Origin of the sequence: Klebsiella sp. 1SOBk10mer (assembly GCF_046602535.1) — a bacterium.
In the GTDB taxonomy this organism is placed as follows: Bacteria; Pseudomonadota; Gammaproteobacteria; order Enterobacterales; family Enterobacteriaceae; genus Klebsiella; species Klebsiella quasipneumoniae.
In genome coordinates this window covers 13026-27006 of sequence record NZ_JBKIUP010000017.1, presented here as the reverse complement: position 1 = coordinate 27006, position 13981 = coordinate 13026, and the positions used below count along the sequence as shown (strand labels likewise).

15 protein-coding genes and 2 pseudogenes are annotated in these 13981 nt (G+C 50.1%); 12 read left to right on the top strand and 5 right to left on the bottom strand.

What is annotated here, in order from left to right; all coding sequences use genetic code 11:
* Positions 1–150: 150 nt before the first annotated feature.
* Both ACLH1I_RS24480 and ACLH1I_RS24475 read right to left on the bottom strand, forming a co-directional pair.
* A pseudogene (locus ACLH1I_RS24480) lies at positions 151–379 on the bottom strand (type II toxin-antitoxin system Phd/YefM family antitoxin).
* A gap of 78 nt (positions 380–457) precedes the next feature.
* Positions 458–751, bottom strand: a pseudogene (locus ACLH1I_RS24475) (DUF4113 domain-containing protein); the annotation flags it as partial.
* Positions 752–835: 84 nt separating this feature from the next.
* Here ACLH1I_RS24475 and ACLH1I_RS24470 point away from each other — a divergent pair.
* From ACLH1I_RS24470 to ACLH1I_RS24425, 10 genes are all read left to right on the top strand, one after another.
* Positions 836–1276 (top strand): transposase, encoded by a 441-nt coding sequence (locus ACLH1I_RS24470; RefSeq protein ID WP_048298755.1) that lies wholly within the window; start codon positions 836–838, stop codon positions 1274–1276.
* The gene (tnpB, locus tag ACLH1I_RS24465; protein WP_048298754.1) at positions 1273–1623 is read left to right on the top strand and encodes an IS66 family insertion sequence element accessory protein TnpB; all 351 of its coding nucleotides are present in this window, start codon (positions 1273–1275) and stop codon (positions 1621–1623) included. Before ACLH1I_RS24470 ends, tnpB begins: the two co-directional genes overlap by 4 nt.
* A 30-nt stretch (positions 1624–1653) precedes the next feature.
* Positions 1654–3246 (top strand): IS66-like element ISKox1 family transposase, encoded by a 1593-nt coding sequence (locus ACLH1I_RS24460; protein ID WP_048298753.1) that lies wholly within the window; start codon positions 1654–1656, stop codon positions 3244–3246.
* 46 nt (positions 3247–3292) lie between these two features.
* Positions 3293–4521 (top strand): IS3 family transposase gene (locus tag ACLH1I_RS24455; protein WP_093515582.1). Its coding sequence is split into 2 segments (ribosomal slippage): positions 3293–3608 and positions 3608–4521, totalling 1230 coding nucleotides; the frame shifts between segments, so codons are not numbered across the junction.
* A gap of 20 nt (positions 4522–4541) precedes the next feature.
* Complete coding sequence (locus tag ACLH1I_RS24450) at positions 4542–4985, top strand: hypothetical protein (RefSeq protein ID WP_020477096.1); 444 nt, start codon at positions 4542–4544, stop codon at positions 4983–4985.
* Between the two features lie 9 nt (positions 4986–4994).
* Positions 4995–5402, top strand: coding sequence for a hypothetical protein (locus tag ACLH1I_RS24445; protein WP_004186937.1), 408 nt, complete (start codon positions 4995–4997; stop codon positions 5400–5402).
* A gap of 42 nt (positions 5403–5444) precedes the next feature.
* The gene (locus tag ACLH1I_RS24440) at positions 5445–6404 is read left to right on the top strand and encodes a DNA replication terminus site-binding protein (protein WP_048298752.1); all 960 of its coding nucleotides are present in this window, start codon (positions 5445–5447) and stop codon (positions 6402–6404) included.
* Positions 6401–7159: a hypothetical protein gene (locus ACLH1I_RS24435; RefSeq protein ID WP_048298751.1), complete on the top strand. Its 759-nt coding sequence runs from the start codon at positions 6401–6403 to the stop codon at positions 7157–7159. The genes ACLH1I_RS24440 and ACLH1I_RS24435 overlap by 4 nt, the downstream gene beginning before the upstream one ends.
* Positions 7156–7479, top strand: a complete 324-nt coding sequence (locus tag ACLH1I_RS24430) for a hypothetical protein (RefSeq protein WP_004197568.1) — start codon at positions 7156–7158, stop codon at positions 7477–7479. Before ACLH1I_RS24435 ends, ACLH1I_RS24430 begins: the two co-directional genes overlap by 4 nt.
* Before the next feature lie 150 nt (positions 7480–7629).
* A complete protein-coding gene (locus ACLH1I_RS24425; protein WP_004026552.1) occupies positions 7630–7947 on the top strand; it encodes a hypothetical protein in 318 nt (105 codons plus the stop codon).
* A 65-nt stretch (positions 7948–8012) separates the two neighbouring features.
* Here ACLH1I_RS24425 and ACLH1I_RS24420 read toward each other — a convergent pair whose 3' ends face one another.
* Positions 8013–9149, bottom strand: a complete 1137-nt coding sequence (locus tag ACLH1I_RS24420) for a tyrosine-type recombinase/integrase (RefSeq protein ID WP_014386529.1) — start codon at positions 9147–9149, stop codon at positions 8013–8015.
* Between the two features lie 176 nt (positions 9150–9325).
* On the opposite strand from ACLH1I_RS24420, the gene ACLH1I_RS24415 reads away from it, so the two are divergent.
* Positions 9326–9580, top strand: coding sequence for an Hha/YmoA family nucleoid-associated regulatory protein (locus ACLH1I_RS24415; RefSeq protein ID WP_016946352.1), 255 nt, complete (start codon positions 9326–9328; stop codon positions 9578–9580).
* A gap of 85 nt (positions 9581–9665) precedes the next feature.
* Positions 9666–10733 carry a hypothetical protein gene (locus tag ACLH1I_RS24410; RefSeq protein WP_016946353.1) on the top strand — a complete coding sequence of 356 codons (1068 nt, stop codon included), beginning with the start codon at positions 9666–9668 and terminating at the stop codon, positions 10731–10733.
* 149 nt (positions 10734–10882) lie between these two features.
* Here ACLH1I_RS24410 and ACLH1I_RS24405 read toward each other — a convergent pair whose 3' ends face one another.
* On the bottom strand, positions 10883–11908 hold the full coding sequence (locus tag ACLH1I_RS24405) for a hypothetical protein (RefSeq protein WP_177952218.1): 1026 nt from the start codon (positions 11906–11908) through the stop codon (positions 10883–10885).
* Between the two features lie 160 nt (positions 11909–12068).
* On the bottom strand, positions 12069–12953 hold the full coding sequence (locus tag ACLH1I_RS24400; protein WP_004186900.1) for a RepB family plasmid replication initiator protein: 885 nt from the start codon (positions 12951–12953) through the stop codon (positions 12069–12071).
* Between the last annotated feature and the right edge of the window lie 1028 nt (positions 12954–13981).

The following is a 13981-nucleotide window of genomic DNA, read 5'->3' as shown; positions in this document are numbered from 1 at the left end:
AATTTCCGCCAGCATTTTTAAAGCCAGTTGCCGCCGCTGCGCGTAGGCCGGTCCTTCGTTCGGCCGGTAACCAGTTCCGGCCGTTTTACGACCTTGGGATCACCTCGTCAGCAGTGTCTCCACTGTGATGTCGTTTGTCACGTTGTCCGATCACAAAATATATTGGTTTTGACGTTCTGTTATCAATTGCGCCAGGTCTTTTTCGTCCAGAAGATCGAGCATTTTTTCATACAGAACCGCGGGCACACAATAAAAAAACAGGCCGGTTGCTGTCAATAATAGCGACCGGGTAGCCGCAGCCGGCACCGGCGCTGGCCACCGGATCGTTTTTAAGTTCGCTGACGCTGGCAGTTACATCACACAGAATGATATTTGTCATGGTTCCCCCCTGAGACAAGTCATCTGCATGATCGGTAAAGTATGATCTGGCAGCAAGTTCCGTCTGTCATTTCGCCGGTCAGAAACGGGCAACCGGCAGCTCCTTCCTGCGGGTGGTATATGCCGATGAAGGCATCTCACGTTTCATCGGCCATTCCTGGCAATTCCTCTACCGGCAAACCATACTTTACCCAGCCCTGAGTTGTTGATCCCGTCCAGAACCATCATCAGCTCAGCACTGTGAGGCCGTGGCGGCAGCAATGATGTCCCTGGTGTCCTGAGTGGGTGTAAGCAGTTTCTCCGTGGCCACGTTGCCGTAGTAAGGCTCTTTAACGGCGAACGGAGACGTTTTGATGGAAACGGAAATATGCCGTAAGCGTCAAGTCACTGCCGCCTGTGATTCCAGTCCCGGGATCGCTAGCTTAGAGCTCCGTCTAATTTAGAAGGAGTTCTGTTCATGGAAAATGCTGCCAACTGGCGAACTGAATCGAGTACCGTCTATTCCAGTGACTTCAAACTTCGGATGGTCGAACTGGCTTCACGACCAGATGCCAACGTCGCACAACTGGCGCGGGAACATGGCGTTGATAATAATCTCATTTTTAAGTGGCTACGCCTCTGGCAGAGAGAGGGGCGAATCTCTCGTCGAATGCCTGCAACTATCGTGGGGCCGGTGGTACCTCAATCTCTTCCGGCTTCTCCGACTCTGTTGTCCGTCGACGTTATCAACGACCCGTTGCCCGCAGCAGAGAATGACACTCTGTGTACGTTCTCCTCCGCTCACGCCAGCGCCACTTCCTGTCATGTTGAGTTCCGCCACGGCAAAATGACGCTGGAGAACCCGTCGTCAGAGTTGCTGACTGTGCTGATCCGCGAACTGACCGGGAGGACACAATGATATCCCTCCCGTCAGGCACCCGCATCTGGCTGGTCGCCGGCGCCACGGATATGCGTAAATCCTTCAACGGGCTGGGCGAACAGATACACCACGTTCTGGATGAGGATCCCTTCTCCGGCCATCTGTTTATCTTCCGGGGACGCCGTGGCGATACCGTGAAAATACTCTGGGCTGATGCTGATGGTCTGTGCCTGTTTATCAAACGCCTGGAAGAGGGACAGTTCGTCTGGCCTGCTGTACGCGACGGCAAAATCGCGATCACCCGCTCACAACTTGCCATGCTCCTTGATAAGCTGGACTGGCGCCAGCCAAAAATATCCCGCCTTAACGCACTGACAATGTTGTAAAAAAATCATAACCGCATTATAAAAGCGGTTATGAATCACGACTATCTCGCCCGTATCGCTGCGCTGGAAGACGCGCTTCGCCAGAAAGACAGTCAGCTCAGTCTCGTTGCAGAGACTGAGTCGTTCCTGCGTTCTGCACTGGCCCGCGCAGAAGAGAAAATAGAGAACGAAGAGCGCGAGATAGAGCATCTGCGGGCACAGATAGAAAAACTGCGTCGAATGTTGTTCGGTACCCGCTCCGAAAAACTTCGCCGACAGGTTGAAGAAGCCGAAGCCCTGCTGAAACAGCAGGAGCAGCAAAGCGATCGCTACAACGGACGGGAAGACGATCCGCAGGTACCTCGCCAGTTACGTCAGTCCCGCCATCGTCGCCCGTTACCGGCACACCTTCCCCGCGAGATACATCGGCTGGATCCTGCGGAAACCAGCTGTCCGGAATGCGGCAGCGGTATGGCGTACCTCAGCGAAGTCAGCGTGGAGCAGCTGGAACTGGTCTCCAGCGCCCTGAAAGTGATCCGCACGGTCAGGGTGAAAAAGGCCTGCACCCGATGTGACTGTATCGTTGAAGCACCTGCGCCATCACGTCCCATCGATCGGGGTATCGCCGGGCCGGGTCTGCTGGCCCGCGTGTTAACGGCCAAATACTGCGAACACCTGCCGCTGTATCGCCAGTGCGAAATCTTTGCCCGTCAGGGCGTGGATCTGAGCCGGGCTCTGCTCTCCAACTGGGTGGATGCATGTTGCCGGTTAATGGCCCCGCTGGATGAGGCCCTTTATCACTACGTGATGGACTGCCGCAAACTGCATACGGATGACACTCCGGTTCCGGTGCTTGCACCGGGCAGAAAGAAGACGAAAACCGGGCGTATCTGGACGTATGTACGTGACGACAGAAGCGCAGGTTCATCAGATCCGCCAGCGGCATGGTTCGCCTTCTCGCCAGACCGGCAGGGAAAACATCCTCAGCAACACCTTCGCCACTATCATGGTGTGCTGCAGGCGGATGCCTTCGCAGGCTACGATCGGTTGTTCAGTCCGGAACGTGAAGGAGGGCCGCTGACAGAAGCCGCATGCTGGGCGCATGCCCGCCGAAAAATCCATGATGTCTATATAAGCACTCACACAGCGACAGCAGAAGAAGCCCTGAAACGTATCGGTGAGCTGTACGCGATAGAAGAAGAAATACGCGGCCTCACGACAGAAGAGCGTCTGGCAGCCAGACAATCGCAAAGCAAACCACTGCTGGCATCGCTGCATGAATGGCTGGTAGAAAAAAATGAGACGCTGTCGAAAAAGTCCCGTCTGGGCGAAGCGTTCGCTTATGTCCTGAACCAGTGGGATGCGCTGTGCTACGACTGTGAAGATGGCCTGGCAGAGCCTGATAACAACGCTGCCGAACGAGCCCTTCGTGCCGTCTGTCTTGGGAAAAAGAATTTTATCTTCTTCGGCAGCGACCACGGTGGTGAGCGCGGAGCCCTGCTGTACGGACTGATCGGGACGTGCAGGCTGAATGGTATCGATCCGGAAGCCTACCTTCGCCATATCCTGAGCGTACTGCCGGAGTGGCCCAGCAACAAAGTGGCCGAACTGCTGCCATGGAACGTGGTTCTTACCGATAAATAACCGTCAATACGGCGCTCACTTAACGCTTACAGTCGTTGGAGTCCGGATGATTGATGTTTTAGGTCCAGAGAAGCGCAGGCGGCGAAGTGTTCAGGAAAAAATCGCCATTGTTCAGCAGAGCTTTGAACCCGGAATGACCGTGTCGCTGGTCGCCCGTCAGCATGGTGTTGCTGCCAGTCAGCTGTTCCTGTGGCGTAAGCAATATCAGGAAGGCAGTCTCACTGCGGTTGCCGCGGGTGAACAGGTTGTACCCGCGTCGGAGCTGGCATCTGCGATGAAGCAGATTAAAGAGCTGCAGCGCCTGTTGGGCAAGAAAACCATGGAAAACGAGCTGCTGAAAGAAGCCGTTGAATATGGCCGACAAAAAAAGTGGATAGCGCACGTGCCCTTGTTGCCGGAGGATGGCGAATAGGCCTCGTCAGTCGTTGCCTTCGGATCTCACGTGCGCAACTGCATGCCATAGTCAGTAGGTCGAAGAACTGGCAGGATCGCCGACGCAAGCGCAAGCCTGATGATACTGAAGCGCTGGCACGTATCCATACCGTTATCGGCGATCTGCCCACCTATGGTTATCGTCGGGTATGGGCACTGCTGCGCAGACAATCAGAAACTGACGACATGGCGGTGATCAATGCCAAACGTGTATACCGCATCATGCGTCAGAATGCGCTGCTGCTTGAGCGTAAACCGGAAATACCGCCATCGAAGCGGGCGCATACAGGGAAAGTGGCCGTTGTAGAAAGTAACCAGCGGTGGTGCTCTGACGGCTTCGAGTTCAGCTGTGATAACGGTAAAAAACTGCGGGTCACGTTCGCGCTGGACTGTTGCGATCGCGAGGCACTTTACTGGGCGGCCAGTAACGGTGGATATGACAGTGAAACCGTGCAGGACGTCATGCTGGGTGCCGTGGAGCGTCGTTTCGGTAACAGCCTGCCGACATCCCCAGTTGAGCGGCTGACAGACTACGGTTCAGCCTACCGTTCTTATCAGACGCGTCAGTTCGCCAGAATGGTAGGACTGGAGCCTGAACATACGGCGGTACGTAGCCCGGAAAGCAACGGGATGGCAGAGAGCTTCGTGAAAACGATGAAGCGCGATTACATCAGCATCATGCCAAAACCTGACGGGTTAACAGCGGTAAAGAACCTTGCGGAGGCCTTCGAACATTACAACGAATGGCATCCGCACAGTGCACTGGGGTATCGTTCGCCACGGGAATATCTGCGGCGGCGAACCAGTAATAGGTTAAGTGATAAAAAGTGTATGGAAATATAGGGGCCAATCCAAAATTGAATATGATTTTAAAAGAAGAAATTGTTTTGGGTATCTACAGCTGGCTTCATATGACTCCGGTCAGCATGCTGGTAAGAAACATAACCAGCGATCAGGGAGGGGATTACGCGATCGTCCGCTTTACCGTCGATAGCCGGGGGGTCCAGATGGGGCCTAAGGCACAGGGCCAGCTTCTTTGTTCATTCGGGTTTAATGTAAAGGAATCCTGTGAGGCCGACCCTAAAGACGGTCCAGGCCTCATAAAGGCCGAAATGATGAACGGTGTTATGCAGCTGGTACCGGAATGCATTGAGCTCACAGACAGCCAAACCCAGGCAATCAGGAAAGAAGTAACCGTGTTTAACAGGGTTTGTGCAATGCAACTCCTGGGGGGGCATGGGAATGCAAGGTCTCTGTGGGAGAAAGAAATTCTTCCCCGGATGAAAGTGCGCAGACAACTACATTGAGGCAAGGCGATGAGCAAAGTGCATTGTATTAGTGGTATTACCTGGAAAAACTCCGATAGCGCGTCTTTCAAAGTATATGCCAGCATTGCTGCTGTATTCAGCCTTGGCCTGGTCACAGCTACCGTCAGGAACTATGAAATTCTACAACTGACTGTTCCGTATACCTGGTATGTTTTCTTCACTGCATTCTGGCTTCTGTTCCCGTCCTTTACGGTCTCTTTCCGGGAGCGGGAAGGGCGTCTGTTTACCTCGATGGGTTTTTACGGGTTAAAACTGTTCACTCTCGATCGCCCTGTCTCCGATGGGTACTGGCTGGTCACGATGGAGAAAAACCGTTATCGCCTCGTCAGAGTATGCAGGGACGGGCGACGCCAGCCTGTATGGCTGACGTTTAAGTCTTTACCAGAGTTTGTTTAACGATTACCGTCGCACGTTCAGGAATACGATACGGGAGACGATATGAATACTGACTTTGCCCATTACAACGAAGAGCAACTACGCAAACTCGGTGAGCTGCACAGTTTACTCCGTCACAGCGATATCGGCTCATCTTACCTTGCCACGCTCCCGGAGCCCCGTAGTGTTGAGGAGTTGAATCCTCCACAGGAAATCAATGTGACTCATTCGGTACCCGACGTCGACACCCTGGTGGATATTTATCGGCAGCAGCGGGTTGATAAAGTCCATGTCAGAGATGAGCATTATTCAACCAAAATCACCCGAAAATATCCCGGGTTCGTTGTGGTCAGAAACAATCATGATCAGGTGATGTCGCTGGTGGGCGAAATCAACCGGCTTCGCGACAAATTTGCTGATGCTGTAAAAGCTATCACTCATTACCAGGACTCCCGGTCAGAAATTCTGCACCAGGTTTACCCGTGGCTGGTGACTTTACAGGTGTCCCGTAATATCCGGATCGTTACTGAGCAAATTCGCTCCCTGGGGTTCACCTGGCAAATCCCTGTCATTCATAAATTTACCCGTCTGGAAACGGTTATCGACCGCTTACGCAGGGAGATAATTGAGCTCCAGCCGGATATCAGTCTGACAAAACAGGATGTTGAACGGCTGAAACAGGAACGAACCGAAGAAATCATGATGCTGTCGTTGCTCAATGACGAAGTGAGTCATGACGATGAAAATTTGAGAAAATTTCGGCTCATCCGGGAAAGTAACTTTCCGGCTGTTAACGTCAATATCCGGTACACCAGTCCTGAAGATCCAGATGATGTTCATGGGCCGTACAAACTCAACTTTCGCGCGCCTTTACCATTAATTTTGTTCAGCGAACCGGGCCGGTTTAATCCGTTAAAAAATTACGTAAAAGGTGAAAGGCAGAAGCGCGGCGATTTTAATGAAAAATATCGTTCTGTCCTGCCCCGTATAGGGCTGGTGGAAGTTATCAGGGAGTCAAAATGAGCCGGATTCTAACCGGGATTTGTGAAACTGATCCGGCCAGGAGGTTATACAAAGTGGCCGTCAGTAGGGGAAACACTTTTCTGTCTGCAAAAGAACGTTTCCGTGTACAGGTCTGTTTCAAAAATGCCATAACACATCCAGATGAAGATCGGCTGCTGGCCGAGCTGTTGACTGTTCATCACTTCCTGGCTGACACCTCTATTTTATGGCATATGGAGCAAAAAACTTATGCATGCACCACGACATGGGCCACCACGTCCACATGGCTGCCAGAGATATATCAGCGTCAGGCCAGCACGCCCAATGTGGTAAAGATTATCAAATTTATGCACGCCCGGTTTCCAGGCCTTAAAACGGTTGCAGAAACAAATGAGCAGGGTTACGAACAGGCGCTTACCAGTGTGGATTTTGAAATTCCTTACAGGCCGGTGCTGCCGAAATTCGAATCTGATATAGGAACGATACAGGTAACGATTGCCGGGATGATCCGTTACACAGAAACGATGAGCAATAAAGATTGTAAAACCCCTCTCGACTTAATGATAAAAAGTTTTAAGTCAGCGTTGATCCCGATAGAGAAAATGCCGTTGAGCAAGACCGAAAGGCTTATGCCTCTGAATATCAACACCGCTGGTAAGATATTTACACACGCAACATGGCCGAGATGTCGTTACATTTTCGTACCGGATGAGGCGGGAATAATGAAACTGGTTAACGTGGTCAAATTAAGATTAAAACCTCTGGAGGAAAAATGACTTACGCGATTTTCTTGTTAGTAACTGCTGTTTGTGCATTCGGATTAAATTATCTGACAAACAAAATCTGTTCCGGTACGGGTATGATTAACCAGAGTGGAGGCTCTAATGTACACGCCTTACGGTGTATCACATCGTTCCTCCTTCTCCTTGTCTCACTCTGGCTTCCTGTCAAACCTGCCGTGATCAATCTGGCAGTAGAGTTTGCTGCACTGGTGAATTTTATTGCATCTGTCACTCTCTATACCGTTGCAAATTTCCGGGAAAAACGGAGATTAAAAAAACAAAGAAAAGAAGAAAAAGCTGCTCAAAAAGGATAATCTATGATATCGCCTCTCATTTTCCTTCGTGAGACGCACCAGAACTGATTCAGGCACAGGGTAACGTATTTTCCGGTTTCCTGGCTGCCTTCGCAATTATTCCGAGCAGGGAGCAATGTCAACCGTTTTTAAATATCATCCGGAGTTTTCATGAATAATAAAAGAACGATTACCACTCGAGAGCAGATTAAAATTAATGGGGAAATTCGTGAGAGAACAGCAACCCATATTGTTACCGGTGCTCATGGGTACGAAACCCTTTGCATAAGTGGTTATATTGTCGAACATAACGAGATGGGTGAGGTTATCCATAACAGCGAAAAGTTAGCGGAAGATTTGTTACCTGTTACCTGCCCCACATGCAGGGTCATTTGGTATCACACCCATGAATTTACACTCGATGATTTTGACAGTCTTTCAGGAAAAGGGGATTTTGTTGTGACAGATTTGAAAGAACTGAATATCTGAAAAGTTCATAAGTGACCAGCGCTCAGAAACATGTTGCTGAGTGCTGGCGTTTCTCTCAGTAAAATCTATATGTCGTCCAGATGATTACGCATAAAGCTTACCATGGCTTTTTCACTGGCAAGATATCCACGGATATAACGGAAGACCATCTTTGGATCAGACCAGTTCCCCATCTCGGTAATCTTTTCCAGGGAGTACCCGGCCTTAAACAGCTCTATGGCTCCCCCCACACGCACACTGTGTCCTGTCCATGTCCGGTACCGCCCGGACTGTCGGTTACTGTCGCCGACCTTCCCGGCAATCCCCCAGAGGCGTGCAAATGCCTGGTTCAGTGAATTAGAGGACAGCATACCAACATCTTCCCGTGATACCTTTGATTCATTCTGTAGCTGCGTCAGTAACCCCTCACTGAATCCTGCTTTGACCAGCATCCTGTCTATGGATTTTCCCCGTGATAGCTTACTGCTGGTGGACGGGAAATATCGGTTTGTATGGATGTTTACAGGCTGAAAAAGAAAACGGTGCCCGAAGGTTTCGGTATCGGTGTATTCCACCGTCTCAATCAACCGTCTGACATGCTGACTGCATTGTGGTGAGAGCTGAAATGTCAGGTTACTTGAAAGGCTTGTCTTGGTCCGCATGACGTCCAGAAGGTAACAGGACGTGTCATTTTGCCATTTCAGGTCGCCGGTTTTAATCCTTCGAATTTCCACGTTACGCAGCAGGGTTTCAAACCCAACCCATATCATTGCAAGGTCCCGTATGTCTCTCAGGTCATCGCTTTTATGCAGCGACCGGCGAAGAATATTGAGATCGGATATAAGAAATGGAAGGGCCTGACCGGTGACGATTTTTTTCTCATTCTCCCGCGCCCGCCATACCTGAACCAGTGCTTTTATCAGAACGTTGCGGAAGTCTGGAAAACCCAGGCTGCTGTTAACGCTTGAAAGGCATGCAATAAAATGAGAGATAGTCGCCATTTTAACGGATCCATTCAGCCCATTAATATAGCGCTCGACATCAACCGCTGTGACCGGGAAGGGGGTCAGACCGTGCCTGGCGCACCATGCAGACCAGACACTCGTGACCCTTAACTGACTTCTGGCCGTATTGTACCGGCGAAACCGCAACAGCTTGAGTGCATCCAGAGCACTCATGTCATCGGTTCGTGAGATAGCAACCAGTTTGGTTTTATCTGTCATGGGAAGATCTCATGTCTTTTCACTGATACTGTTTTTATAACCAGTATAGTAACATTGTTTTTTTTCAAATCCAGGCAGAACGTGAATTAATCAAATGGCTTCTCTTGCCTGTGCGTGGAACTTCGTTTACTGTTTTCGAAAATACCCAGTGTTTTTGAACATGCCCCGGAGCGTCGTTGTTGAAAAGCCCAAATGCGCACAGTAGCCTGAGAGAAACCTATCTCCTGAAGTTCAGAAAGTGCAGTACGACTGAAACCCTTGACCGAGTGTTTGAGCGTATCCTGGATAAATTAAATGATGAAGGTGGGGATATAAATAAGATAACCAGCCTGAACGGAGCTTATGATCACCGCAGGGCTGAGATCTACATGAAAAAAAACTATGACAAAATACCTGCTTCCGTGTGGCATCTCATCCCCGATGAGATATGAATAATGTAATTAGAAGCTGTTATTCCAGGTTTGATAAAAACGGATGATGTAGAATTCCTTTACTCATTTTTAACGAGGAATATACATGCGACGTAATGCACAAAAATGGATCCCGTTTGGATTTGATACGGATTCAAATAAAATTGTTGATATCGCCAGCGTTGAAAATGGGCTTTCGTGTAACTGTATCTGCCTCATCTGTGGGACCTCCCTGATTGCCAGGCAGGGTCAAAATAAAAAATGGCATTTTAGCCACAGCACAGAAGTAAAAGGGGTTTGTAGTGAGCTCACACTACAACATATAAAAAAATACATAAAGGTGAAAATACAGGAAAAAAAATACCTTGCTCTCCCTCATCTTCTGCAGGGTAAGGAGAAAGGGATAGTTAACCTCAAAAATCTCGCTGGTGGTGGGATTGTTTGTGGCCTTAATGCTGACCTCACAGGGATATGTAACGATACGACAATCGGGATATTTATTAATGATACGTCGGAGGATATCCAGCCCAATCCAGACCTGTTAGCGCAAACAGACCAGCTGGCGCTGGTGGAGATCGATGCCGTTCGGATTGAAAGTATCATCGCTCCATATCGTGAGAATGGGGAAGGCATAAAGATGATGGATGCGATAGAAAAGTTACTTTTCGTTTCTGAGGAAGCGAAAAAATGGATCTACCATCCTATGATGAAGAAGGTTAAACACCATACTTTACACCAGTACCGGCGTGAGCTGTCTACCAGTGGAAATCAGATCCTTGCTTTAATTCCTCATGAACTTCCGATAAGCATGAACGCCCTCCCATCCTCCCCGGCACAGCAGTGGCATCACCTTCGAGCCACGATTAACCTTCTTTGTCGCCTGAGCCGTTCTGATATCCCTCAAGGCAGTATTGCCTTTGAAGAACTGGTTTATTATATCCCCCGGCTTCTGGAAGCATCTGAATCTATCAATGTTGCCGCCTACGAACGATGGTATGACTTCTATATACGGAAAAAAGGAGAGGGTGTACTGAATGAGGCTGAAATTGAATTTTTGTCTTTTATAGTGAAAATCATTAACTGGAACTTGTCCATACATAACCTTCCCACCTTCGATAGCAAGCAGGCCTTTCGGGATTGGTTTTTGCTAAATGATCCTAACAAGTCGCTATAGATCAATCTGTTTCTGCCCCGGGTTAAATCTGGCCTCCTGTACCGCTGGATGTGTGCTGTTTGGTTAAGATTCTTTTGATGCCAGCCGGGCGTATATCACGCTGCAGCAGGTCACGGCGATTTTAATGTCGACTGTAGTCGCTGGTAGTGTCAAAGCTGGCGTGTTAACGGGGTCGGTGGAGGGGAATCATTCTCAACGTTGGCGGGTAAGCGGGACTGCTGACGGTGCTCATCCTCAACGCTGGCGGGCAAACAGGGCCGCTGCCGGTGCTCATCCTCAACGCTGGCGGGTAAACGTGACCGCTGACGGTAGCTATCCTCAACGCTGGCGGGTATGCGTGGCCGCTGACGGTGGCTATCCTCAACGCTGGCGGGTAAACGTGGCCGCTGCCGGTGCTTATCCTCAACGCTGGCGGGCAAACGGGGGCGCTGACGGTGCTTATCCTCAACGTTGGCGGGTAAGCGGGACTGCTGACGGTGCTCATCCTCAACGCTGGCGGGTAAGCGGGGCCGCTGCAGGTGCTCATCCTCAACGCTGGCGGGCAAACGTGACCGCTGACGGATAAACGGGACCGCCGCGGTGCTTATCCTCAACGCTGGCGGGCAAACGGGGCCGCTGACGGTGGCTATCCTCAACGCTGGCGGGTAAGAGGGGCCGCTGCAGGTGCTCATCCTCAACGCTGGCGGGTAAACGTGGCCGCTGACGGTGGCTATCCTCAACGCTGGCGGGTAAACGGGGGCGCTGACGGTGGCTATCCTCAACGCTGGCGGGTAAGCGTGGCCGCTGACGGTAGCTATCCTCAACGCTGGCGGGTAAGCGTGGCCGCTGACGGTGGCTATCCTCAACGCTGGCGGGTAAACGTGGCCGCTGCCGGTGCTCATCCTCAACGCTGGCGGGCAAACGGGGCCGCTGACGGTGGCTATCCTCAACGCTGGCGGGTAAGAGGGGCCGCTGCCGGTGCTCATCCTCAACGCTGGCGGGTAAACGTGGCCGCTGACGGTGGCTATCCTCAACGCTGGCGGGTAAACGTGGCCGCTGACGGTGGCTATCCTCAACGCTGGCGGGTAAGCGTGGCCGCTGTCGGTGGTCACCGTCAACGCTGGCGGGTAAACAGGGGCGATACCAGTGACCATCCTCAACGCTGACGGGTAAGCGTGGTCGCTGCTGGTGGTCATCCTCAACGCTGGCGGGTAAACAGGGTGCTGCTGGTGTAAAGCCTCATCCCTGGAGCGTAATTACCTGGTGCGGTTTGCTGCGTTAGCTAAAAACCCGAACTCTTGAAACTACACTCTGGAGTCAGTGTGTAATGTAAATGACTGATTTTACCTAAATAACTCAGGTAACTTTTTTGTTTCGACTAAGAATGACCAGTACATAATCCCCACGATTTTTTTCTATCGTGTATTTTAAAAAACCAGCTTCATCCAGTTGCTCTAACGCTTTTTTTATCGTCGCATTCTGAGCACCTTTGTGTGAAGTCAGCTGCAACCGTTCTCTTAAGCGGTCGAATCCAATGCGATAAAAATGGTCAGGTAATTCAACTAGATAAAGATACAGTGCCTGGGCTGATTCTTTTCGAGACAGGGTCTTCAATATTTTTAAGTAAAGTCGGGTCTTCCCGTCGACACGATACAGAGTATTCAAATCCGGATTTGGCCTGATAATGACCTCATCGGTTCCCTCATCATAGTAAGAAGTAGACACCAGGCTCATGTCGATCTTTACTTTTTTCCCTTCTACTGTTGAGTTTTTGATGAACTGGAAATGGGTGTGCTGGATCCGTGTCAGTGAGTCGCTAAAACGTTTCCTTAACCTTGAATCAACTCGTTTTGTAGCAAGCCCACAACTGAAAGCAAAATCAATAAAATTGACCCTAACAGTCCCATCAGGCTCAAGAAACGTGTTGGCGAGTGTGTCCACGATCCCTAGCCAGACTTTGAAATCCGTATCCATATCAAGCCTGGGCCCAAAAATACTAATCTTTTCGTACCCCTCTCCAGCGATAGAAGAAAGACGACACAACTCAGTCGTTGCATCGATGACATGACCTCGTGCCATAGGGTCGCTGCCATCCTTGACTGTCGGAACAAAGACCCCCAATCGCAGTAGCGATTTAGGTTGAATACTCTGTTTTGAGTTAGGAACCAAATGTATAACTTCACCAGAACTTTTATCTTGCTCAGTGATAATTAGCGCTAACTGATTGTTATCATTGGCCATTTTATAAAATCCCGGATGTGGATATTTTTACCAGATTACCCGCTGGCGTTGATAAAATCTACCCTCTGGCGATGATAATTGCCCCGTTAGCGTTGATGGTATACCCTCTGGCGATGATGGTTCACCCGCCAGCAATGATAGAATACCCGCCAGCGTTGACAGAGATGGCCTGAGATCCCCGTAGTTCAAGGCCTCACTAAAACGTTATTCTTTTATTAGTCTTTTTTGTCCTTTTCTTAGCTTTAGTTAAGCTTCTGTTATTATTCTAAGCTGTGGATAAACACCATCATCAATAGTCAACAATCCGGGCAAGACAGAATCACCAGACAGCAAGGGAGAAACTTACCAGAAGTCGGTCAGACACTGTTTGAAACCGGCCGAAGCACCGCCTGAAACCAACCCATTCTTTCTCCATACGACGCTGCAACTGTTTCAGTTCGGTCGTTGTTCACTCCTCTGCCCGGCATGCAGTATGCAGTGACAAACAGAATTCGTCTGGCCCGACAATAAATTCACCAGCACGCTGTTGGCTGACATTATCATGCTGCCATTTGCCGAAACTGAATCACCCGATCGTCAAGGTTCTCGACTGAGCAGATAATTCAGAGGAGGGGAGACAGGTATCGTTTGATACTCTTCAGGCAGGCACAATTTTCCGGAATGCCCGGATTAATATGTGGTAATTATGATTTTCGGGCATCAAATGTAACGACAGAGTTACCTGACTGACAGGTATTCACCTGACGGCCAAAGGCATCAACAATAACCGCAACCGTCGTCTCCGACACAGTCAAAACAGACGGAAAGGTGAGGACTGACGTCCTTCCATACCGTGTCTACTGGATGCTCTGCCATGATCCGGGAACGTGTCAGTATTGGATGCACCAGAGTCGATACCAGGAATGTCTTCTGCAGGCGACAACGATCTAAATTTTACATCGAGCGTTATTCTGGCTGCGTTGTGTCTACTGTATGCGATACCCTCTGCTTCGTGATTAAAACTCAAACAATATTATCAGGACATACCG

Coding starts and splice junctions, on each gene's coding strand:
- ACLH1I_RS24440 (WP_048298752.1), top strand. CDS start 5,445: ATGAATACTGACTTTGCCCATTACAACGAAGAGCAACTACGCAAACTC.
- tnpB (WP_048298754.1), top strand. CDS start 1,273: ATGATATCCCTCCCGTCAGGCACCCGCATCTGGCTGGTCGCCGGCGCC.
- ACLH1I_RS24405 (WP_177952218.1), bottom strand. CDS start 11,908: ATGACCACCAGCAGCGACCACGCTTACCCGTCAGCGTTGAGGATGGTC.
- ACLH1I_RS24450 (WP_020477096.1), top strand. CDS start 4,542: ATGATTTTAAAAGAAGAAATTGTTTTGGGTATCTACAGCTGGCTTCAT.
- ACLH1I_RS24410 (WP_016946353.1), top strand. CDS start 9,666: ATGCGACGTAATGCACAAAAATGGATCCCGTTTGGATTTGATACGGAT.
- ACLH1I_RS24420 (WP_014386529.1), bottom strand. CDS start 9,149: ATGACAGATAAAACCAAACTGGTTGCTATCTCACGAACCGATGACATG.
- ACLH1I_RS24435 (WP_048298751.1), top strand. CDS start 6,401: ATGAGCCGGATTCTAACCGGGATTTGTGAAACTGATCCGGCCAGGAGG.
- ACLH1I_RS24425 (WP_004026552.1), top strand. CDS start 7,630: ATGAATAATAAAAGAACGATTACCACTCGAGAGCAGATTAAAATTAAT.
- ACLH1I_RS24460 (WP_048298753.1), top strand. CDS start 1,654: ATGAATCACGACTATCTCGCCCGTATCGCTGCGCTGGAAGACGCGCTT.
- ACLH1I_RS24445 (WP_004186937.1), top strand. CDS start 4,995: ATGAGCAAAGTGCATTGTATTAGTGGTATTACCTGGAAAAACTCCGAT.
- ACLH1I_RS24430 (WP_004197568.1), top strand. CDS start 7,156: ATGACTTACGCGATTTTCTTGTTAGTAACTGCTGTTTGTGCATTCGGA.
- ACLH1I_RS24470 (WP_048298755.1), top strand. CDS start 836: ATGGAAAATGCTGCCAACTGGCGAACTGAATCGAGTACCGTCTATTCC.
- ACLH1I_RS24400 (WP_004186900.1), bottom strand. CDS start 12,953: ATGGCCAATGATAACAATCAGTTAGCGCTAATTATCACTGAGCAAGAT.